A 20,999-nucleotide genomic window follows, 5' to 3' on the forward strand; every position below is an offset into this window, starting at 1 on the left:
GTACTCAAGGGCAAACTTTGCATGACGGGCGGCGGCATGGTGGTGCGGTTGCGGCGCGGCACGTCCACCGTGCGCGCGCCGCCAAAACGTTCGCCCGGCAGCACGGTCATGCCTGCGCGCCGTTCGCGCTCCCCCAGTACTCAAGGGCAAACTTTGCATGACGGGCGGCGGCATGGTGGTGCGGTTGCGGCGCGGCACGTCCACCGTGCGCGCGCCGCCAAAACGTTCGCCCGGCAGCACGGTCATGCCTGCGCGCCGTTCGCGCTCCCCCATGACGGGGCGCCGGCCGTCGGCATAGCGGTTGAGGCGGCGTTCATAGTCGGCGCTGGCGCGGTAACCGGGCACGTAGCGGTCGTGCGGCGACAGGGGGAACCAGCCGACGCCGGGCCCTGGCCGCTGGCCATGCTGCTGCCAGTCGTTGCCGCCGACCCAGCCCACCAGCGCCGGCGCCCACGGCACGCGGCCGCGCTCGCGGCCCGGCGCCCAGCCCCAGCGGTGGCCCAGCAGCACCCAGCGGCCGTAATGCGAAGGCGCATAGCCCCACGGCGCATTGTCGACCCAGGTCCAGCCCCACGGCGCGATCCACGTCCAGCGCCCGTCGCTGTACGGCGCCCAGCCGGCCGGCACCGCGCTGGGCAGCCACAAGGGGCCATATTCGGCGTCGTCCTGCCAGGCGCCGTAGCGGTCCAGCTCTTCATAGCCGGTCGTATCGTCCGTGACATAGCGCAAGGCCGGTGCCGCGACGGGCAAGGCTTCGGGCCAGTTGTCAAAGGCGATCCTCTGCACGGCGCCCGTGCGCCATTCCTCGTCCGTCAGTTCCGCGCGCTTGCCGGCGCGCAAAGTCACGCTACCCGTCGCGCCATCGACGTCGGCCGTGCCTTCCAGCACGCTGACAACGCTGACGCCGGGCGGGCGCCCCGCCTCGACGCGCACCCAGCCAGCCTGCGGCAAGGTCACGCGGGCCTGGTGCGTCGTCAGCGCCAGGCCGCGCAGCGCATCGGGATTGCGCACGCGCACGCTGACCGTGCCATAGCTGAGGTGCAAGCTGACACTGTCGTCATCGAGTGCGTTCACGTCCAGCTCGGAGTCGCCATCGAGGCGCACGGCCACGGCGCCCACGCGAAACTCGGCCAGCGCGCCGCGCAGGGTGGTCAAGCGGTTATCCGTCGTGACGGGCCAGTTCAGCAGGGCGTTTTGCACCTCGCCATCGCCGGCGCGCACCACGACCTGCCCTTCGACGGTGGAAATGCGCCCCACGCGGGCGGGCGGGTCCTGCGCCAGGGCAAGGGCGCACGCCGAGGACAGCAGCACGGCGCACACGGTGTTGAACAGGGGAAGAGGCAGGGTCGGACGCATGGCAGCGCTCCAGGCAGGACGGACAGCAATGAAAGATGGACAACAGCCCGATTACATTCCTATCGGGCCGGCATCGCAAGCGGGCTTACAAATGTTTGCAAGTTGTCCTGTTTCAGGCGGCCGCCTGGCTGCCGCGCTTGACGAAGAACAAGGCCGTGCCGACGGCCATCAGCAGGCCGCCGAAGAAGCGGTTCTGCTTCTTCACGGCGCGGGCATCGCGAAAAAAACGCTGCATCGACGAGGCGAGGAAGGCGTAGCCGTGCATGACGAGCAGGTCGATCGTGCACATGGTGACGGCCAGGATCAGCAGCTGCGGCAGCAGCGGCGCCGTGGGGCTGATGAATTGCGGCAAGACCGCCACCATGAAGATGATGCCTTTCGGATTCGTCACATTGGTCAAAAAGCCCGTCAGCACGCGCCGGCGCAGCGACGGCAGCACGGCCGCCGCATGTAGGTCGCCCGTCACCGCCACCCGGGCGCGCCACTGCGACAGGCCCAGGTAGATCAGGTACAAGGCGCCCACCGTCTTGACGACATTGAACGCCACTTCGGAGGCCAGCAGCAAAGAGCCGACGCCGGCGCCGGCGATGCCCAGCACGACCAGCAGCCCCAGCTGCAGGCCCAGAATCGTCGCGCTGGCCTTTCTGACCCCGTACGACAGGCCGTGCGACATCGACAGCACGGCGCCCGATCCCGGCGAGACGGCGATGATGGAAGCGGCGAAGACAAAGGCGATCCAGGTGGCGAAATGCATGCGGTGTCCAGAAAACGGTGACGAGAAGCAATTTTAACCCGGCCAGTGCGACCCTGCCGGCCATCCCTGGGGTAAGATCGCAGGCGCGCCTTAGCGGTGCTTTTCCTTGCCGTACAACCAAGAATAACATCATGAAAAACAATACTTTCCTCGCTGCACAATTCCCTGCCACCGCCGCGGGAGCGCGCTGAGATGGCCGGCTCCAGCCTGCTGGCCCTGCTCGACGACATCGCCAGCATCCTCGATGACGTTTCCCTGATGACCAAGGTGGCCGCCAAGAAGACGGCCGGCGTGCTCGGCGACGACCTGGCCCTGAACGCGCAGCAGGTGGCCGGCGTGCGCGCCGAGCGCGAACTGCCCGTCGTCTGGGCCGTCGCCGTCGGTTCGCTGAAGAACAAGGCCATCCTCGTGCCCGCCGCGCTGGCCATCAGCGCGTTCGCGCCGTGGGCCATCACGCCGCTCTTGATGGTGGGCGGCGCCTACCTGTGCTTCGAGGGTTTCGAAAAGATCGCCCACACCTACCTGCACCCGGACGACAGCCACAAGGCCGAGCTGGCGCAGGCGCTGCGCGATCCGCAAGTCGACCTCGTCGCCCTGGAAAAGGACAAGATCAAGGGCGCCATCCGCACCGACTTCATTTTGTCGGCGGAAATCATCGTCATCGCCCTGGGCACGGTGGCCGCGGCCACCTTCGCCGAGCAGGTGGCCGTCGTCGTCGGCATCGCCATCCTCATGACGGTGGGCGTGTACGGCCTGGTGGCGGGCATCGTCAAGCTCGACGACGCGGGCTTTTATTTGTCCGCGCGCAAGGGCGCGGGCGCGCTGATGGATGGCGTGCGCGGCTTGGGCCGCATGCTCGTGTCGGCGGCGCCGAAACTGATGAAATTCCTGTCCGTGGTGGGCACGCTGGCCATGTTCATGGTGGGCGGCGGCATCCTGACGCACGGCTGGCCGTGGGCCAGCGCCATGCTGCACCACGCAGAAGTTGCCGTCGGCAGCGTGGCCGTCGCCGGCCCCGTGCTGGCGGCCGTCACGCCCAGCCTGATCAATGCCGTGGCCGGCGTCATCGCCGGCGGCCTGGTGCTGGCCGGCGTCACGGCCGTGTCGGCTTTGTTGCGCCTGGTCAAATCGGGCAAATAGCTTTTCTGGTCTGATGGAGCGGCAGGCGCATCCCTGCCTGCCGCCCCGGCCATGCCGGCGGCGCCGTCCGTCCATGGAGACCCTATGCAGACTTCCCCCGTCCCACGTCCCAGCAGCGCCTTCATCGGCGCTTCCTGGGCGGCACTGCTGATCGGCATCGTCACTTACCTGTCCGGCCTGTGGAACGCCAGCATGGCGCTCAACGAGAAGGGCTATTACTTCACGATCCTGATGTACGGCCTGTTCGCCGCCATCTCGCTGCAAAAATCCGTGCGCGACCGCAGCGAAGGCATCGCCGTGACGGGCATTTACTTTGGCCTGTGCTGGATTTCCGTGCTGCTGGCCTTGCTGTTATTGACTGTGGGCCTGTGGAACGCTAATCTGCAAAATAGCGAGAAGGGGTTTTATGCGATGGCATTCCTGTTGAGCCTATTTGCAGCCGTGGCCGTGCAAAAGAATGTGCGCGACGTGGCGCGCGCCCTGCCTGCCACCTCTGCCGAGGCGCCGGGAACCTAGCCGCCGCCCGCCTGTCTATGTCGGTATCCGGGTAGGGGAAAGGGCATGAGCGACCTGCAGAAACGATTACAGATGGCGCTGGAAGCGGCGCACATGGCGATCTGGGATTCGCGCATCATCGATGGCCGGGTCATCGACGGCACGGTCAGCTGGTCGGCCAAGGGCGCCGCGCTGCTGGGCCTGGAGGAACGCGCCCTGACGCAGCCGTTTCGCCGTTTTCTCGACTGCGTGCATCCCGGCGACCGCGACAAGGTGATCAAAGTGCTGCAGGACGGCGTGCGCCGGCGCGGCGGCTATGCGCTGCAGTACCGCGTCGTCTGGCCCGACGGCAGCGAACACTGGCTGGCGGCCAAGGCGCACGTCTTCGTCGATGCCGCCGGGCAACCCGAACGCACCCTCGGCATCATCTGGGATATCACCGAGCACATGGCGCGCGAACTGATGATCGCCGAGCGCAAGGAACTGGCCGAAGTGACGCTCAGCTCCATCGCCGACGGCGTCATCACCACGGACCCGCAGGGCAAGACGCGCTACCTGAACCGCGTGGCCGAGCTGTTGACGGGCTGGAGCAGTGACATGGTGCAGGGGCAGGACATCCGGGAAACCCTGAGCCTGATCGATGAACACACGGGCCAGCCGTCCGAGCACGTGGCCGTCAAGTGTTTGCGCCTGCGCCAGGCCATCGGCATGTCCACCCACACGCTGCTGCTCACGCGCGAAGGGCGGCGCATCGCCATCGAGGAGTCGGCCGCACCGATCTGGTCGCGCGAGGGCGACATCCTCGGCGCCGTCGTCGTGTTTCGCGACGTCAGTCACGAACGCAAGCTGAGCCAGGAACTGTCATGGCAAGCCACGCACGATGCGCTGACGGGCCTGCTCAACCGGCGCGAATTCGAACACCTGGTGGCCGGCGCCCTGCACACGGCCAAGCAGGACGGCCACGTGCATGCGCTGCTGTACCTGGACCTGGACCAGTTCAAGGTCATCAACGACACTTGCGGCCACGGCGCCGGCGACGTGCTGCTGCAGCTGCTGGCGAAGATGCTGCAGGGGCGCATGCGCGACAGCGACATCCTGGCGCGCCTCGGCGGCGACGAGCTGGGCGTGCTGCTGCCGCATTGTCCGCTCGAACATGCGCGCCAGATCGGCGAACAGCTGCGCCAGTCCGTGCGCGAATTCCGCTTCGCCTGGGACGAACGCAGCTTCGAGCTGGGCGTGAGCATCGGCATCGTGGAAATCAGCCAGGACAGCAAGTCCATGAGCGAGCTGCTCAGCGCGGCCGACCAGGCCTGCTACCTGGCCAAGGAGCAGGGCCGCAACCGTCTGCACGTGTACCGGGAGGCCGACGTCATGCTGGCGCAGCGGCATGGCGAAATGCTGTGGATTTCGCGCCTGAACGAAGCGTTCACGCACGACTATTTCCGCCTGTACGCCATGCCCATCGTGCACCTGCGCGACAGCCCGGAACACCACGACGAAGTGCTGATCCGCATCCGCAACGGCAAGGGCGACCTGATTCTGCCCGGCACCTTCATTCCCGCCGCCGAACGCTATGACATGATGCTGTCCATCGACCGCTGGGTCATCCGCGCCGTCTGCCAGCATATCCAGAGCGTGCGCGACAGCCTGCCGCCGCTGGTAGCCATGGCCGAAAGCCGCCGCCGCGCGCCGGCCCTGTATTCGGTCAACCTGTCGGGCATGTCGCTGGCCGACACGGGCCTGCACGACTACATCACCGGGCAGTTCGTGCAGTACGCCGTCGCGCCCGAGCAGATCTGCTTTGAAATCACGGAAACGGCCGTCATTGCCAACCTGCCCCAGGCGCAGGTGTTCATGCACAAGCTCAAGGCGCTGGGCTGCCGCTTCTCGCTTGACGACTTCGGCAGCGGCTTTTCCTCGTTCGGCTACCTGCGGGCCCTGCCCGTCGACTACCTGAAGATCGACGGCGTCTTCGTGCGCGACATCGCCAGCAATGCCGTCAACCGCGCCATGGTCAAGGCCATCAATGAAGTGGGCCACGTGATGGGCTTGAAAACCGTGGCCGAATACGTGGAAGACGACGCCACCCTGGCCATCATCCGCGACCTGGGCATTGATTATGCGCAAGGCTACGCCGTGGGCGGCTTGCGGCCGCTGACGGCGGGCGTGGACTAGCGGCCAGGCTTCAGAGCTCGCAGGCCGGCGCCGCCGCCACGCACTGCGCATCGGGAAACGCGCGCACGCGGTAGCGCACCGGGTAGCAATCGATTTGCTCCATCAGGCCGCCGCCGATGGCTTGCGCCTCGTCCCACGCCAGCAGCTTGCTGCCGCTGCGCTCGCCATGCTCGTCGCGCACCTCGAGCGCCACGACATCGGTGCGCGGCAGCAAGGTATGCACGTCGCGGGCCCAGCTGCTCACGGAAACGACGCGCTCGCCCGGCTGCCGTTCGATCAGCAGGCAGCTGGCGACGAAGACATCTTCGCCCGTGCTCGTGTTGAGTTGCTCCCACTCTGCCTTCTGCTGGTTGTAGAGATCGGCGCGCACGATCGTCTGGAAACGCCGCAGCGCCGTGGCGACGGCCGCATCGGCCGGTTCGCAGGCGACGATTTTCCCGTCCCGCACGCCATACAGGGCGGTCGAGACCTGCCGCCCCTCGTCGCGCGCCAGCTGGTCGGCCAGGGCCACCATGGCCAGCTGTCCCGCCGCATGGTGCGACGACGCCAGCAGGAAGCGGCCGCGCGTGGGCACCATCACCAGCGGTTCGCCGCCTTCGCAGGCGCGGTACAGCAAGTCCGGCAGCAGCAGACGCGAAGAATCATAGGCGTCGTTCCAGTCGCCCAGCAGCAAGCCGTTGCCCAACGCGACGAAACTGTGCGCCGTGCGGTCGCGCAAATTGTCCATGGCCGCCGCCAGCGCCTGTTCGAACGTCACGCCCCACTGCGCCAGCGTAGCCTGGCCGATGGTGGCCATATTCGCTTCCGTATCGTAGGCCAGCATGACGACCGCATCCTCGCTGAAGTCCTGGCAGGCAGTGGCAAATGCCGGACGCTGCGGCTCGGTCTGCGCCAGCAGGCGCAGATGGTCGCCCTGCCGGCGGCTGCGCAGTACGGGCATCAGGCTGGCGCGGGCGTCGGCAAAGCTGGATGGCACGCCGGGAGCCGAGTAGATGCTCAGGTAGTGCTGCACGACGTGTGCCCGCTGCTTGCGCGGCGCGGCGCAATAGTCGCGGTAGGCATTGTCCAGATTGAAAACATGCCCGTCGTCGCTGCCCGACACGATGCGAAACTGTTCCCGTTCATAGCGGCTGTCGGATGCCAGGCCATCCTGGCCGATCTGCCGCAGGACGATCTGCGCAAAGGCATCGCGCGAGGGAGGGCGGCGGAAAAAATCGAATAAACCCATGGGTCTCCTGAATCCAAAGAAAGCCGCCAAGGCAAATAGTGCCAATTGGCAAAATAAATAGCCAATTTGGCACTATAAACGAAAAGCCGCCATGACGAAACCGCTGCTCGCTTGAGGGGCACGGTAAATTACCGAAGCCAATCTTGAGGATTTTGATCTACATCAATAAAAATGCGTAGTCGACTCCTTACACTGATCTCCGTTCTTGCAATCGTGCAAGTCTTACTCACCAATTGCTTATTTAACTGATCAGGAAGCCGCGACCATGCGCCAAAATTTGCCAGTGACTAACCGCGAAGTCCTCGTCCTGGACGACCAGGCCATCGTGTCGAAAACGGATATGAACGGCAATATCGTGTATGTGAATCCGTACTTCAGCCAGGTCAGCGGCTTCAGCGAGGCAGAGCTGCTCGGTTCGCCACAAAACATCGTGCGCCACCCGGACATGCCGGCCGAAGCGTTTGCCGACCTGTGGGCGTCGATCCAGGCGGGCACGCCGTGGACGGGCCTGGTCAAGAACCGCTGCAAGAACGGCGATTTTTACTGGGTGCGCGCCAACGTCACGCCCATCCGCGAAGCGGGCAAGACCATCGGCTACATGTCCGTGCGCGTGAAGGCGGACAAGGACCAGGTCAAGGCGGCCGAAGAGGCGTATGCGGCCATCCGCAGCAAGCAGGGCGGCAACATCATCATCAAGCATGGCCAGATCGTGCGTCCTGGCCTGGCGCACCTGCTGCACAGCCTGACGCACATGTCGCTGAACCTGCGCATCTGGGCCGCCACCTCCATCGTCAACTGTCTGCAATTGCTGGTGTGCCTCATCAGCCTGTTCGCCAGCGGCGGCCAGATCACCAACTACGCCATCTTCGGCGCCACCCTGTTCGGTTTCCTGATCAACGTCTTCCTCTGGTACACCTTGCGCATGTCCGTGCTCAAGCCGCTGGGCAAGGCATTGAACGGCGCGCGCGCCATTGCCGCCGGCGACCTGTCGGGCAGTTTCGAGACGGACAGCACGGATGAAATGGGGCAATTGCTGCGCGCGCTGCAGCAGATGAACAGCAACCTGATCGCCACCATCCGCGACGTGCGCATCAACGTCGAAACCATGGCCGTGGCCACCAGGCAGATCGCCGTCGGCAATATGGACCTGTCGGGCCGCACGGAATCGCAGGCGGCCAGCCTGGAAGAGACGGCCTCGAGCATCGAGGAATTCTCGTCGACGGTAAAACAGAACGCGGACAACTCCGTGCAGGCCAACGAACTGGCCGTGGCCGCCTCGAAAGTGGCGGTGCAGGGCGGCGAAATCGTTTCCGACGTGATCACCACCATGGACGACATCAACACCTCGTCGAAGAAGATCGTCGACATCATCGGCCTGATCGAGGGCATCGCCTTCCAGACCAACATCCTGGCCCTGAACGCGGCCGTGGAAGCGGCGCGCGCCGGTGAACAGGGCCGGGGCTTCGCCGTCGTGGCGGGCGAGGTGCGCAACCTGGCGCAGCGCTCGTCGGTGGCGGCCAAGGACATCAAGCAGCTGATCGAGATTTCCGTCGGCAAGGTGGGCGCCGGCATGCTGCAGGTCAACCGCGCCGGCGCCACCATGGAACAGGTGGTCAGTTCCGTCAAGCAAGTCACGGCCATCATGCAGGAAATTTCCATCGCCTCGCGCGAACAGAGCATCGGCGTCGACCAGGTCAACCAGGCCATCGCCCACATGGACCAGGTGACGCAGCAGAACGCGGCCCTGGTGGAAGAAGCCGCCGCGGCCGCCACCCGCCTGGCGGAAGAAGCAGCCAGCCTGTCGCAAGCCGTGAGTCTGTTTAATTTCGGCAAAATGCCGCCACCGCGCCGCGTCGCCATGCCTGGCGGCAAGTCGGGCGCTGCGGGCGCCGCGAATACCGGCAAGAGCGCCGGCCTGAAACGCCTGGCCGCCTAATCCTTTCAAGACCTCAAAACACATCATGCCTACACTACTCAGCAGTGCTTCCGCCGAACTCGATGCGGTCGTCGAATTCGACCCGGTCATCATCGGCAAGATGAGCCAGTCCGGCCCCCGCTACACGTCGTATCCGACCGCCGACCGTTTCAATACCGACTTTGGCTACGGAAACTTCCTCGAAGCGCTGGCCGCGCTGCGCATGCGCGGCGGCCGCCGTCCGCTGTCGCTGTACGTGCACGTGCCGTTCTGCGACACCCTGTGCTACTACTGCGCCTGCAACAAGATCATCACGAAAGACCGCAGCAAGGCCGCCACCTACCTCAGCTATCTGAAGCAGGAAATCGCCATGCAGGGCAAGCTGTTTGCCGGCATGAACCACATCGAACAGCTGCATTTCGGCGGCGGCACGCCGACCTACCTGAGCGAAAAGCAGATGGACGAGCTGATGACCCACCTGCGCCAGCATTTCGAGTTCGCTTCCGATGAAGACGGCGAATATTCGATCGAAATCGACCCGCGCACGGTGTCGCGCGAACGCGTGTTTTCGCTGCGCGCGCAAGGTTTCAACCGCATCAGCCTGGGCGTACAGGATTTCGACGCCGACGTGCAGAAGGCCGTCAACCGCATCCAGCCGGAAGCGGAGACGGTGGCCATCATGCAGGCGGCGCGCGACGCCGGTTTCCGCTCGATCAGCATCGACCTGATCTACGGTTTGCCCAAGCAGAATCTGGAAACGATGACGGAAACCTTGCGCAAGGTCATCTCCGCCAGCCCCGACCGCATCGCCCTGTACCACTACGCGCACATGCCGCACCTGTTCAAGCCGCAGCGCCGCATCCTCGACGCCGACATGCCCGACAGCGCCGCCAAGCTGGCCATGCTGGGCCTGTGCATCGCGCGCCTGACGGCCGCCGGCTATGTCTACATCGGCATGGACCATTTCGCCAAGCCGACGGACGACCTGGCCGTGGCGCAGCGCCAGGGCCGCTTGCACCGCAACTTCCAGGGCTATTCGACGCGCGCGGAAGCCGATTTGATCGCCTGCGGCGTGTCGGCCATCAGTTCCGTCGGCGCCGTCTACAGCCAGAATGAAAAGACGCTGGACGCCTACTACGAAAAGCTCGACGAAGGCGTGCTGCCGATCGCGCGCGGCATCAAGCTCGATACCGATGATTTATTGCGCCGCATCATCATTCAAATGCTGATGTGCAACTTCGAATTGTCGATCGCCACCATCGAGCAGGCACACCCCGTCAAGTTCCGCAGCTATTTCGCCAGCGAGCTGGAAAAGCTGCGCGAACTGGCCCGCGACGGCTTGCTCGTCATCGAGGAAGACTGGCTGACGGTGACGCCGAAAGGGCGCTTGCTGATCCGCAATATCTGCATGGTCTTCGACCGCTACCTGACCCTGGCGCGCGCGAACGCCACGCCGGATGCGCCGCAGCCGCTGCGCTACTCGAAAACGGTGTAACGCCGCCCGATGAACGCCCTGAGCCTCCTGCCGCTGTTCATGGTCGGCCTGGCCGGCAGCGTGCACTGCATCGGCATGTGCGGCGGCATCGTCGGCGCCCTGTCGATCAGCGGCGGCGCAGCGGCAGCGCCGGCCCGCCCCGTGATCGCCATCGCCGTGGCGCGCCCGGCATTGCAGACAACCGTGCAGACCAATGTGCTGCGCGTGCTGGCCTACAACGGCGGGCGCATCGTCAGCTACATGCTGGCCGGCGCCCTGGCCGGCAGCCTGGCGGGCGCCGGCATGCTGCACCTGGCGTCCTTGCAGGTGGCCGGCTACTGGCTGGCCAACCTGATGCTGGTGGCTTTGGGCCTGTACCTGATGGACGCCTGGCGCGGCCTGGCCCGCCTGGAAGCGGCCGGCAACGTCATCTGGCGCCGCGTGCGCCCCCTGCTGAAACCGCTGATGCCGATGGACACCGTCTTCAAGGCCCTGGCCGTGGGCGGCCTGTGGGGCTGGGTGCCGTGCGGCATGGTCTACAGCGCCCTGCTGACGGCCATGATGCAAGGTTCGGCCCTGAGCGGCGCGGCCGCCATGGGCGCCTTCGGCCTGGGCACCCTGCCCACCCTGCTGGGCATGGGCTTGCTGGGCACGCGCCTGCGCGCGCAGATGCAGCGCCGTCCCGTGCGTATCGCCAGCGGCTTGCTGGTGCTGGGCTTTGGCCTGCTGGGCCTGCTGCGCGCCGCCAACGGCGTCTCGCTGGGCTGGCTCGACGCCCTGTGCGTCACAGGCCATCCATGAAAAGACGCATGAAAACAAATCTATGAATGCTGTTTTACAATCCTCCGCCTGCTTCCATTGCGGCTTGCCCGTGCCTGGCGGCTCGAACTGGAACGTCACCATCGACGACGTGCCGCGCGCCATGTGCTGCCCCGGCTGCGAAGCGGTGGCGCAGACCATCGTCGACATCGGCCAGAGCGCGTATTACCGCGACCGCGACGAATACGCCGTCAACGCGGCCGGCGCCGCCATGGTGCCGCCCGAACTGCGTTTGTACAGCAATGACGACGCGCAATTCGCGCGCGACGCCAGCAGCTGCGAGGCGACGCTGTCCGTCGAGGGCATCCGCTGCGCCGCCTGCGTCTGGCTGATCGAGCGCCAATTGACGCGCCTGCCCGGCGTGCAGGCAGCCAGCCTGAACGTCGCCACGGAGCGCCTGTACGTGCGCTGGAGCCGCGCGCAATGCGAGCCGGGCGATATCCTGCAGGCCGTGCGGCAAGTCGGCTACACGGCCTACCCGTATGACGCCGTGCGCCATGGCGAACGGCTGCAAAAGGCCAGCAAGACGCTGGGCCGCCAGCTGTTCGTGGCGGGCCTGTCGATGATGCAGGTGATGATGTACGTGGCGCCTTCCTACCTGGCGGCCGAAGACGGCACGCTGGACGAGAATATGGGCAGCCTGATGCGCTGGGCCAGTTTGCTGCTCACCTTGCCGGCCATCTGCTATTCAGCCATGCCGTTTTTCCAGGGCGCCTGGGCCAGCCTGCGCGCGCGCACCCTGGGCATGGACGTGCCCGTGGCGCTGGGCATCCTGGCCGCCTTCTTCGGCAGCGTGGTGGCGACGTTTACGGGCCGCGGCGAGGTGTATTACGACTCGGCCACGATGTTCATCTTCCTGCTGCTGTGCAGCCGCTATTTCGAGCTGCAGGCGCGCCGCAAGGCCGCCTCGGCGCTGGAACGGCTGCAGCACGCCTTGCCCGCGTCCGCGTCGCTGATGGCGGGCTTCCCCGACAACCGCGCCACCACCCTAGTGCCGGCCGGCAGCCTGGCCGTCGGCGACATCATCCTCGTCAAACCGGGCGAGGCGATCGCCGCCGACAGCGTCATCATCGAAGGCACGAGTGCGCTCGATTTATCGCTGCTGACGGGCGAAAGCGCGGCCCAGCGCCGCAAACTGGGCGAGCGGGTGCCGGGCGGCGCCATCAACGCCAGTGCGGCGCTGATCTTGCGCGTGCTCAAGCCGGCGCGCGAAAGCACCCTGTCCGATTTGTTGAAACTCATCGAGCGGGCCGGCAGCGGCAAGCCGCAGATCGCGCAGTGGGCCGACAAGGTCGCCGCCTGGTTCGTGCTGGGCCTGCTGCTGTTTGCCGTCGCCGTGTTCGCCTTCTGGAGCTGGCATGATGCAGCGCAAGCGTGGCCCGTGGCCATTGCCGTGCTGGTCGTGTCCTGCCCCTGCGCGCTGTCTCTTGCCACGCCGACGGCGCTGGCGGCCGCCACCGACAGCCTGCTGCGGCGCGGCGTGCTGATCGTCCAGCCGCACGTGCTCGAAACCCTGCACCGCGCCACGCACATCGTCTTCGACAAGACGGGGACATTGACCCTGGGCCGGCCCGTGCTCAAGCAGATCGAGGGCCTGGACAGCATGACGGAAGACGACTGCCTGCAGGTGGCCGCCGCGCTGGAAGCGGGCAGCGCCCATCCGCTGGCGCAAGCCATCCTTGACGCCGCCGAAGGGTTGCCAGGACCGCAGCCGCGCGCGCATGCGGAGCACCTGCAGGAAGTGCAGGGCCAGGGACTCGAAGGCGTGGTCGACGGCGTGCGCTACCGCCTGGGCAATGCGGCCTTTGTCGCCGCCGTCGCCGGTCCGCCGCTGGGCGACACGGCCGTCGGCATGCAGGGCATGACGCCGCTGTACCTGGGCACGCAGGGGCGCTGGCTGACGCGTTTCCTGCTCAGCGACGCGCTGCGCCCGGAAGCGCGCGACGTCGTCGCGTATTTCCACCGGCACGGCAAGCAAGTCGTGCTGCTGAGCGGCGACCAGGAAGCGCTGACGCAAAGCGTGGCGGCGGAGCTGGGCATCGCCACGGCGTGCGGCGAGTGCCTGCCCGATGAAAAGCTCGATTTCGTGCAGCAATTGCAGGCGACGGGCGCCGTCGTGGCCATGGTCGGCGACGGCATCAACGACGCCGCCGTGCTGAGCGGCGCCGACGTCTCGTTCGCCATGGGTTCCGGCGCCGCGCTGGCGCAAGCCCATGCGGACACGGTGCTGCTGTCGAGCCAATTGGTTTCCGTGCTGGACACGGCCAGGACGGCGGCGCGCAGCATGCGCATCATCCGCGAAAACCTCGGCTGGGCAACCCTGTACAATCTGACGGCCATCCCGGCCGCCGCGCTGGGCTTTTTAAACCCCTGGCTGTCCGGCGTCGGCATGGCTGCCAGCTCGGCGGTCGTCATCGCCAACGCCCTGCGCCTGCGGAAAGTCTAATGGAAGCTCTCTACCTCCTCATCCCCCTCAGCGTCGTGGTCGTCTTCATCGCCCTGTGGGTGTATTTCACGGCCTCGGACAGCGGCCAGTTCGACGACCTCGTCGGACCGGGCCTGCGCGTGCTGCAGGACGACGATACGCCGCCGGAAGCGCCCGCCCCGCCCGCGCCTCAGCGCGAATAACCCTGCGACCCCGGCCGCGCATCGAAGCGCCGGCCCCACCATGGTAAAAACACGGTATTGCCGCCGCGCGCGCGGAACCACGGCTGTTCGTGGTCGACGGGCCGCACGACGGCCGGCGGCGCCACCACCACGGCAGTCGCGCTCTCGCTGTCGCTGCTGCCCGCCACCAGCACGGGCCGGCCCACGTGGTTGGCATGGGCGATGGCCAGTGCCACGTTCGTCAGCGCCGTGCCCGCGCCCGTCTCGCCCAGCAGCGCCGGCATGTTGAACGTCTGCTTGTTGAAATCAAAGTCGGGCAATTGCTGCGTCAGGCTTTGCGCCAGCGGACCGAGACGCTCCGACGAGGCAGGATAGCTGCTGCCCGCATCGTGGATGACGTAGCCGATGGCGTCGTCGTTCACTTGCGCGTTCCGGGCGGCAGCGTCGATGGCAGCGCTCCACGCCTGCACGGCGCGCGGGGACTGTCCCTTGCCGGCGCTGAAATCGGCGACACTGCGCGTGGCGGGAAAGCCCAGCCAGGCCAGCGGCGCGCGCTGCGTCTTGTAGCCGGGACCGGCCAGGACCAGCAAGACCATGTTTTCATTGATCTGCTCATCCCTGGGCGGATAGCTGGGCGCATCCCAGTTCATCACCCACACCGTCTTGTCGGGATTGGCCTGCAGGTAAGCCAGGCCCGCCGCCAGGGACGTAAAGCCCGCATTGGCACCACCCAGGGTCACGCGCACGTCGGGCGGCGTGGCCGTGGTCCAGGAATCGGGGAAATGGGGGTTGCCGATGCTGAAGGCATCGGTAATCGTTTCAACGACATACTTTCCCGCCTCGTCTGGATAAGGCGTCCAGCCGGCAAGGCATATTCGACGTGAATGCCCGCCAGTTCGCGGCGCGTGGATTTGTCGGTCAGCGAGTGTGCGTTGTAAAAATACTCCTGATTAGAAAAGTAAATATCATGAAACAACATAATCATTTTGTACACATATTTTTCGTGAAACCCTACGAATGATTCTTTCCCATTATTACCATAAGCAATCATGCCGACTGATTGCACTTTGCCAAAACGCACGGGGTTCTCTTTCACTTTGCTATCGTCCTTGTTCGGCTTGGCCAGGCCCAGCGTCCACAGCAGTTGCCATGCGGTCGGATAATCGCGCCGCTGCAGGGGATTGAGCCACTGCACGCCCACCACCTGCGCCATGTACGGCTGCGCGGGCGCAGCAGGGATAACGGCGGCAACCGGTGCCGCGATCGGCGCCTTGCTGGCACAGGCCGAGGTCAGGAAAAGGACGGCAAGCGCCAGCAATCCCGGCTTCAACAATAATCGTTTCATCAGCAATCCTTCTTCAAGAGGAACGTCGACTGGCGGGGCCTGCAATACCGACCAGAGTGCAATACCAGACGCAAAGCTGAATACGCACATGCTCCAGCCCAGCCGACGAGGAAAAGTAGCAATCAAGTTGCGCATCAGGATGTCTCCGGGCGCTTGTACATACGTTCATCCACTATTTCGGCAGGCATGCTCCCGGTGCCGCCACCACATTGACCCATGCCAGCAAAGACATTTTCATAAACTTTCCAGTAGAGAAATATTCAAGAAATATCTTGCTAGATCCGTCCTTATCCGTATCCTCCGATAAGCGCCAATCAGCAGCAATCCTCAATTCCCGCATCGCCTCCTCGCTGATATGGCACACCCCGATCGCCACGTCATACGCCAGCGCCTTTTCCGCGTGCCGGGGATTGCTCAGGATGGTGGAGTGGTCGGTCGCATGCGTGTCGCAGGTGGCCGCCAGCTGCCCCTGGATTTCCTGCTTGCGCCATTGCAAATATTCCGGCGTGGCCGTGGACAGGTCGTCTTCCATCATCGCCTCGCCGTCAAGGCCGTCGAGCTTCCCGCGGCGGGCCTTCATGCGCAGGCGGGCATGGTCTTCCTAGCGCAGTGCCGCCTCGGTATCGCGGTCGCCCTGCGGCGTGCCGCCCACGCTTGTATCGGCATACGGCTCGCCTGCCGGGCGCGCCTTGCCCGCATGGCGGTGCGTGCCGGGCGGATCGAGATTCTGGTCGAACTGCGGGCTGGGTACGCCAAAGCGCACGGCCTGCGGTGTAAACACCTGCGGCAAGGCGGGCGCCGTCACGGGGATGCGCCAGTCGTCGGGCGGCACGGCATTGATGGGCGTCTTCAGCATCTTCATGAGGGCCGACATGGCGGCAGCCGTGCGCACGCTCGCCGCCTTGCCGGCCGCGCTGGTACTGGCGCGCACGCCCTTGTCCGGGTCGTATCTGGAGATCGGCGAACGGGGATGCCAGAAATCGGCGCTGCCCCGCGCGGGCTGGCGATAGTGATTGCTCCAATAATCATAATCGCCGTGCTGGCCAACGGGAAAGCCTTGCGCAAACACGCGCTGGCTGAACACGCCGGCGCCGCGCGTGGCCTTGATCTCTTCGGCGCTCAGACCCAACCAGCCCATGCCCTGGATGGGCGTGGCGGAAATCACCCGGTCGTGCGGATTGCAATACAAGGTGACGCGGCCGCGCGTCGTGGGCTGCTGGCCGCAGGCATAGGCGGCCCGGTCTTTCTCCAGCGTGAAATCATGGCGCACGTTGGCGGCCATGTCCGCCAGCGCTACAGACAGGGGCGGCTCCGTGGCCTGACCTCGCACGATGTCGAAGAACGCCGCCAGGGTCTTGCGGCGCGCCTCGCCGCTTTGCCGGCCCACATTGCCATCGACGTCCCTGACCTGCCCCTGCAGCCAGCCTTCCGTGTCGTTTCTGCGCAACAGGCTGTAGGGCGGGTTGCACAAGACATAAGTATCGGCCACGCAACGGCCGCTTTTGCCTGCCGCATCCCGCACCCTGGCCATCTTATTGCCCAGAAATGCGGCCGCCATGCCCACCATATTGCCCTGGCTGTGGCAGACGAGGGGAATCGGCACGTCGGCCTGCTGCCGGCGGATGGCCGCCACCAGGTGCGCCAGGCGCAGCGCGGCCAGCACGAAATAGGGGCGCGGCGGGCAGGCATGCACGATGCGGTCGTTGACGGGATTCAGATGCTCGATGTGGATGAACAGGAAGAGGGCGTCCGACAGGCCCTCGCCCCACAGGTCAGGCAGCGATGAGCAGCCATTGGTGAACGGGCCGCCGCCCCAGTAAGCGTGTTCGTTCAGGTAGACCGAATCGCCATATTGCTGCAATTCCCTGTCGCTGGCCTTGTAGCCCCAGCGGAACTGGATCACGGGCGAGAAATGCGCGTGCGGCCCGATGAAGGTGGCGGCCGTGTAGTCGGGATCGACATAGCCGTCATCGCTCAGTTCGCTACGGTAGCATACCGGCGTCAGCTGCCCCGCCTGCGCCGTGGCATGGACTATATGCTCGTCGCAGCGCTTCATGCGCATGTTCAGGCCCTGGCACAGGCCGGCTTCGGCCGCGCGGTACCACTCGCCGTCGGAATTGACGCCATGCACGAAGATGACGATGCCCGGCGACGGCATCTGCTGCAGGCAATCGAGCAGGCAGTGACTGAACAGGGTCGTACCTTCGGCCTTGCCCACGACCATGTCCACCTGGGCATCAAACGGATCGCGGCGTTCGGGATCTTCCATGGCGGGCCTTGGGCGTGTCTGGACAAGCCACAGTAGGCCATTGCTTCCAGGTACGTTTTACGCCATGTCAAGCCAGCCGTTGCAGGGATCTTGCACGGCTTTTTTGACCGGAATATCACTTTATTTCGATGCCACTTCGCTACGCTTATTTCATCCGGGGAATTTTGATCCACATCAAAGTTTTTTCGCGGTCAAACACTTACTCTCTGGCCACCATCATAAATAGTAATTCCAGGGAGAGTCTTTGTGGATCAATCGCTGAACTATAACTACAAGATCGTGAAGCAATTCGCGGTCGCTACTGTGGTATGGGGCATCATCGGCATGCTGGTTGGCGTTATCATCGCCGCGCAGCTGGCCTGGCCTGCCCTGAACCTCGACATACCATGGCTGACATACGGACGTCTGCGTCCGCTGCACACGAATGCGGTGATTTTCGCCTTCGGCATCTGCGGCCTGTTCGCCACCTCGTACTACGTCGTGCAACGCACCTGCCAGGTGCGCCTGTTTTCCGACAAACTGGCCGCCTTCACGTTCTGGGGCTGGCAAGCCGTGATCCTGTGCGCGGTCGTCAGCCTGCCCATGGGCCTGACCCGCGGCAAGGAATACGCCGAACTGGAATGGCCTATCGCCATCCTCATCGCCGTCGTCTGGATCGCCTACGCCATCGTGTTCTTCGGCACCTTGATCAAGCGCAAGGTCAAGCACATCTACGTGGCCAACTGGTTCTTCGGCGCCTACATCCTGGCCGTGACGATTCTGCACGTGGTCAATGGCGCCGTCATGCCAGCCTCGTTCACCAAGTCGTATTCCGCCTATGCGGGCGTGCAGGACGCCATGATCCAGTGGTGGTACGGCCATAACGCGGTGGGCTTCATCCTGACCGCCGGCTACCTGGGCATGGTCTACTACTTCATCCCGAAACAGGCCGAGCGCCCCGTGTACTCGTACCGCCTGTCCATCGTCCACTTCTGGGCGCTGATCTTCACCTACATGTGGGCCGGCCCGCATCACCTGCACTACACGGCATTGCCTGACTGGACGCAATCGATCGGCATGGTCTTCTCGCTGGTCCTGCTGGCACCAAGCTGGGGCGGCATGATCAACGGCATCATGACCCTGTCGGGCGCCTGGCACAAGCTGCGCACCGACCCGATCCTGAAATTCATGATCGTTTCGCTGTCGTTCTACGGCATCGCCACCTTCGAAGGTCCGATGATGTCGATCAAGACCATCAACTCGCTGTCGCACTACACCGACTGGACCGTTGCCCACGTGCATGCGGGCGCCCTGGGCTGGGTCGGCTTCATCACCATGGGTTCGATCTACTACCTGCTGCCGCGCCTGGCGGGCCGCACGCAGATGCACAGCACGCGCCTGGTCGACGTGCACTTCTGGGTGGCCACCATCGGCATCGTGCTGTACATCGCCGCCATGTGGATCGCCGGCGTGATGCAGGGCCTGATGTGGCGCGCGGTCAATCCGGACGGCACCCTGACCTACACCTTTGTCGAGAGCGTGAAAGCAACGTATCCGTACTACGTGGTGCGCGTGGCCGGTGGCCTGCTGTACCTGTCGGGTATGTGCATCATGGGCTACAACACCTGGATGACCTTGCGCGGCAGCAAACTCCCCGTCGCCCGCATTCCGGAACTGAACGCGGCGCACGCCTGATAGGAGCAAAAGCAAATGAAATTTTCACATGCATGGATTGAGAGAAACCCCTGGCTGCTGATCGCCCTGGTCACGGTGGTGATCAGCATCGGCGGCGCCGTCGAGATCGTCCCCCTGTTCTTCCAGAAGAGCACGACGGAGCCGGTCGCCGGCCTGAAGCCGTATTCGCCGCTGCGCCTGGCGGGCCGCGACATCTACGTGCGCGAAGGCTGCTACAACTGCCACTCGCAGATGGTGCGTCCGCTGCGCGCGGAAACGGAACGCTATGGCCACTATTCGGTCGCCGGCGAGTTCGTGTATGACCGTCCGTTCCAGTGGGGTTCCAAGCGCACGGGGCCGGACCTGGCCCGCGTGGGCGCCCGCTACAGCGACGAATGGCACCGCACGCACTTGAACAACCCGCGCGACGTGGTGCCCGAGTCGAACATGCCGGCCTACCCCTGGCTGGCGAAGACCAAGCTGGTGCCCGACGACATCATGCCGAAGATGCGCGCCCTGAAGCGCCTGGGCCAGCCGTACAGCGATGAAGAAATCGCCGCCGGCCCGGCACAGCTGCAGGACAAGACGGAAGAGGACGCCCTGGTCGCCTATCTGCAAGGCCTCGGTACATTAATCAAAACAAGGAATTAGCATGGCAATCGAGAACCTGTTTGACAGCGCCAGCAGCGTCATGACGGTGGTTTCCTTTATGACGTTCGTGGGCATCCTGTGGTGGACTTTCAGCCGCAGCAATGGCGACTTCGACGCGGCGGCACGCCTGCCGTTCGCCGACGAGGCGCTCGACTATCCGGCCGAGGCCGAGATGAACCTGGCGAAGGAGCGCAACCATGGCTGACTTTACCAATGGCTTCTGGAATATCTATGTCATCGTGCTGTCCCTGCTGGGCATCATCGGCTGCGGCGTGCTGCTGTACTCGCAGTCGAAAGTGAAAGTGGCCGCCGGCGCCCCCGCCGACGGCACCACGGGCCACGTCTGGGACGAGGACTTGAAGGAACTCAATACGCCGATGCCGCGCTGGTGGATGTGGTTGTTCTACATCACCATCGTCTTCGCGCTGGCCTACCTGTTCCTGTACCCGGGCCTGGGCAACTATGCGGGCAGTCTGGGCTGGAAATCCACGGGCCAGTACGAGGAAGAGCTGAAGAAGGCGGAAGCCGACTACGGTCCCCTGTTCAACAAGTACCTGAGCCAGGACCTGAAGACGGTGGCCGCCGATCCGCAGGCGCAAGCCATCGGCCAGCGTCTGTTCCTGACCTACTGCGCGCAATGCCACGGTTCGGATGCGCGCGGCAACAAGGGCTTCCCCAACCTGACGGACAAGGACTGGCTGTATGGCGGTGATCCTGCCACCATCAAGACCACCATCCTGCACGGCCGCAATGGCCAGATGCCGCCGATGGGCGCCGCGCTCGGTTCCGAGAAGGATATCGAGAACGTGGCCCACTACGTGCTGAGCCTGTCCGGCTCCACCTCGGACCCCGTCAAATCCGTGCTGGGCAAGGGCAAGTTCGGCGCCTGCATGGCCTGTCACGGCGCCGATGCGAAGGGCAACCCGATGCTGGGCGCGCCTAACCTGACGGACAAGGTCTGGCTGTACGGCGGCAGCGCCGATACCATCATGGAAACCATCCGCAAGGGGCGCAACAACACCATGCCGGCATTCAGCGATTTCCTTGGGGAATCAAAAGTGCACGTGCTGTCAGCCTATGTCTGGAGCTTGTCGAATCCCCAGACGCCCGTGAAATGA

At 64.8% G+C, this 20,999-nt stretch carries 19 protein-coding genes; 12 read left to right on the forward strand and 7 right to left on the reverse strand.

All coding sequences use genetic code 11. The features are described from left to right. Together CBW50_RS03520 and CBW50_RS03525 are read right to left on the reverse strand one after the other, a co-directional pair. A partial coding sequence (locus tag CBW50_RS03520) for a FecR domain-containing protein (protein WP_139842389.1) occupies positions 1 to 1,356 on the reverse strand: 1,356 nt, incomplete at its 3' end. A gap of 112 nt (positions 1,357 to 1,468) precedes the next feature. Next, a complete protein-coding gene (locus CBW50_RS03525; protein ID WP_086144243.1) occupies positions 1,469 to 2,110 on the reverse strand; it encodes a LysE family transporter in 642 nt (213 codons plus the stop codon). Between the two features lie 192 nt (positions 2,111 to 2,302). Here CBW50_RS03525 and CBW50_RS03530 point away from each other — a divergent pair, with 192 nt between their 5' ends. The 3 genes from CBW50_RS03530 to CBW50_RS03540 all read left to right on the forward strand — a co-directional run bounded on the left by CBW50_RS03530 (position 2,303) and on the right by CBW50_RS03540 (position 5,920). Further along, positions 2,303 to 3,250, forward strand: coding sequence for a DUF808 domain-containing protein (locus CBW50_RS03530; protein ID WP_086144244.1), 948 nt, complete (start codon positions 2,303 to 2,305; stop codon positions 3,248 to 3,250). A gap of 84 nt (positions 3,251 to 3,334) precedes the next feature. Continuing rightward, entirely contained in the window at positions 3,335 to 3,766 is a 432-nt protein-coding gene (yiaA, locus tag CBW50_RS03535; protein WP_086144245.1) for an inner membrane protein YiaA, read from the forward strand. 45 nt (positions 3,767 to 3,811) lie between these two features. After that, on the forward strand, positions 3,812 to 5,920 hold the full coding sequence (locus CBW50_RS03540; protein ID WP_086144246.1) for an EAL domain-containing protein: 2,109 nt from the start codon (positions 3,812 to 3,814) through the stop codon (positions 5,918 to 5,920). 10 nt (positions 5,921 to 5,930) lie between these two features. On the opposite strand, the gene CBW50_RS03545 is transcribed toward CBW50_RS03540, so the two are convergent. Next, positions 5,931 to 7,148 carry a hypothetical protein gene (locus CBW50_RS03545; protein WP_086144247.1) on the reverse strand — a complete coding sequence of 406 codons (1,218 nt, stop codon included), beginning with the start codon at positions 7,146 to 7,148 and terminating at the stop codon, positions 5,931 to 5,933. A 265-nt stretch (positions 7,149 to 7,413) separates the two neighbouring features. On the opposite strand from CBW50_RS03545, the gene CBW50_RS03550 reads away from it, so the two are divergent. From CBW50_RS03550 to ccoS, 5 genes are read left to right on the forward strand one after another with little or no spacing between them, the layout of a single operon-like run. Next, on the forward strand, positions 7,414 to 9,084 hold the full coding sequence (locus CBW50_RS03550) for a PAS domain-containing methyl-accepting chemotaxis protein (RefSeq protein WP_086144248.1): 1,671 nt from the start codon (positions 7,414 to 7,416) through the stop codon (positions 9,082 to 9,084). Positions 9,085 to 9,109: 25 nt separating this feature from the next. Continuing rightward, positions 9,110 to 10,558 (forward strand): oxygen-independent coproporphyrinogen III oxidase, encoded by a 1,449-nt coding sequence (gene hemN / locus CBW50_RS03555; RefSeq protein WP_086144249.1) that lies wholly within the window; start codon positions 9,110 to 9,112, stop codon positions 10,556 to 10,558. 9 nt (positions 10,559 to 10,567) lie between these two features. After that, positions 10,568 to 11,338, forward strand: coding sequence for a sulfite exporter TauE/SafE family protein (locus CBW50_RS03560; RefSeq protein ID WP_086144250.1), 771 nt, complete (start codon positions 10,568 to 10,570; stop codon positions 11,336 to 11,338). A 22-nt stretch (positions 11,339 to 11,360) separates the two neighbouring features. Then, positions 11,361 to 13,802, forward strand: a complete 2,442-nt coding sequence (locus CBW50_RS03565) for a heavy metal translocating P-type ATPase (RefSeq protein ID WP_086144251.1) — start codon at positions 11,361 to 11,363, stop codon at positions 13,800 to 13,802. Next, positions 13,802 to 13,984 carry a cbb3-type cytochrome oxidase assembly protein CcoS gene (gene ccoS, locus CBW50_RS03570; protein WP_086144252.1) on the forward strand — a complete coding sequence of 61 codons (183 nt, stop codon included), beginning with the start codon at positions 13,802 to 13,804 and terminating at the stop codon, positions 13,982 to 13,984. The genes CBW50_RS03565 and ccoS overlap by 1 nt, the downstream gene beginning before the upstream one ends. Here the strand turns inward: ccoS and CBW50_RS30265 are convergent. From CBW50_RS30265 to CBW50_RS03585, 4 genes are read right to left on the reverse strand one after another with little or no spacing between them, the layout of a single operon-like run. Next, complete coding sequence (locus CBW50_RS30265; RefSeq protein ID WP_319017211.1) at positions 13,972 to 14,709, reverse strand: hypothetical protein; 738 nt, start codon at positions 14,707 to 14,709, stop codon at positions 13,972 to 13,974. The genes ccoS and CBW50_RS30265 overlap by 13 nt on opposite strands. Next, complete coding sequence (locus tag CBW50_RS30270) at positions 14,700 to 15,443, reverse strand: hypothetical protein (RefSeq protein WP_319017210.1); 744 nt, start codon at positions 15,441 to 15,443, stop codon at positions 14,700 to 14,702. The genes CBW50_RS30265 and CBW50_RS30270 overlap by 10 nt, the downstream gene beginning before the upstream one ends. Before the next feature lie 37 nt (positions 15,444 to 15,480). Further along, positions 15,481 to 15,888, reverse strand: coding sequence for a DUF3274 domain-containing protein (locus CBW50_RS03580; RefSeq protein ID WP_086144253.1), 408 nt, complete (start codon positions 15,886 to 15,888; stop codon positions 15,481 to 15,483). A gap of 21 nt (positions 15,889 to 15,909) precedes the next feature. Beyond that, the gene (locus CBW50_RS03585; protein WP_086144254.1) at positions 15,910 to 17,577 is read right to left on the reverse strand and encodes a hypothetical protein; all 1,668 of its coding nucleotides are present in this window, start codon (positions 17,575 to 17,577) and stop codon (positions 15,910 to 15,912) included. A gap of 246 nt (positions 17,578 to 17,823) precedes the next feature. Between CBW50_RS03585 and ccoN the strand changes: the two genes are divergently transcribed. The 4 genes from ccoN to ccoP are packed head-to-tail and all read left to right on the forward strand — an operon-like array spanning position 17,824 to position 20,999. Continuing rightward, the gene (gene ccoN, locus CBW50_RS03590; RefSeq protein WP_046681775.1) at positions 17,824 to 19,251 is read left to right on the forward strand and encodes a cytochrome-c oxidase, cbb3-type subunit I; all 1,428 of its coding nucleotides are present in this window, start codon (positions 17,824 to 17,826) and stop codon (positions 19,249 to 19,251) included. A gap of 15 nt (positions 19,252 to 19,266) precedes the next feature. Then, positions 19,267 to 19,881 carry a cytochrome-c oxidase, cbb3-type subunit II gene (gene ccoO / locus CBW50_RS03595; RefSeq protein ID WP_086144255.1) on the forward strand — a complete coding sequence of 205 codons (615 nt, stop codon included), beginning with the start codon at positions 19,267 to 19,269 and terminating at the stop codon, positions 19,879 to 19,881. A gap of 1 nt (position 19,882) precedes the next feature. Beyond that, complete coding sequence (locus CBW50_RS03600) at positions 19,883 to 20,086, forward strand: cbb3-type cytochrome c oxidase subunit 3 (protein ID WP_086144256.1); 204 nt, start codon at positions 19,883 to 19,885, stop codon at positions 20,084 to 20,086. After that, a complete protein-coding gene (ccoP, locus tag CBW50_RS03605; protein WP_086144257.1) occupies positions 20,079 to 20,999 on the forward strand; it encodes a cytochrome-c oxidase, cbb3-type subunit III in 921 nt (306 codons plus the stop codon). Before CBW50_RS03600 ends, ccoP begins: the two co-directional genes overlap by 8 nt.

This window comes from Janthinobacterium sp. GW458P (assembly GCF_002127585.1).
GTDB lineage: Bacteria > Pseudomonadota > Gammaproteobacteria > Burkholderiales > Burkholderiaceae_D > Janthinobacterium.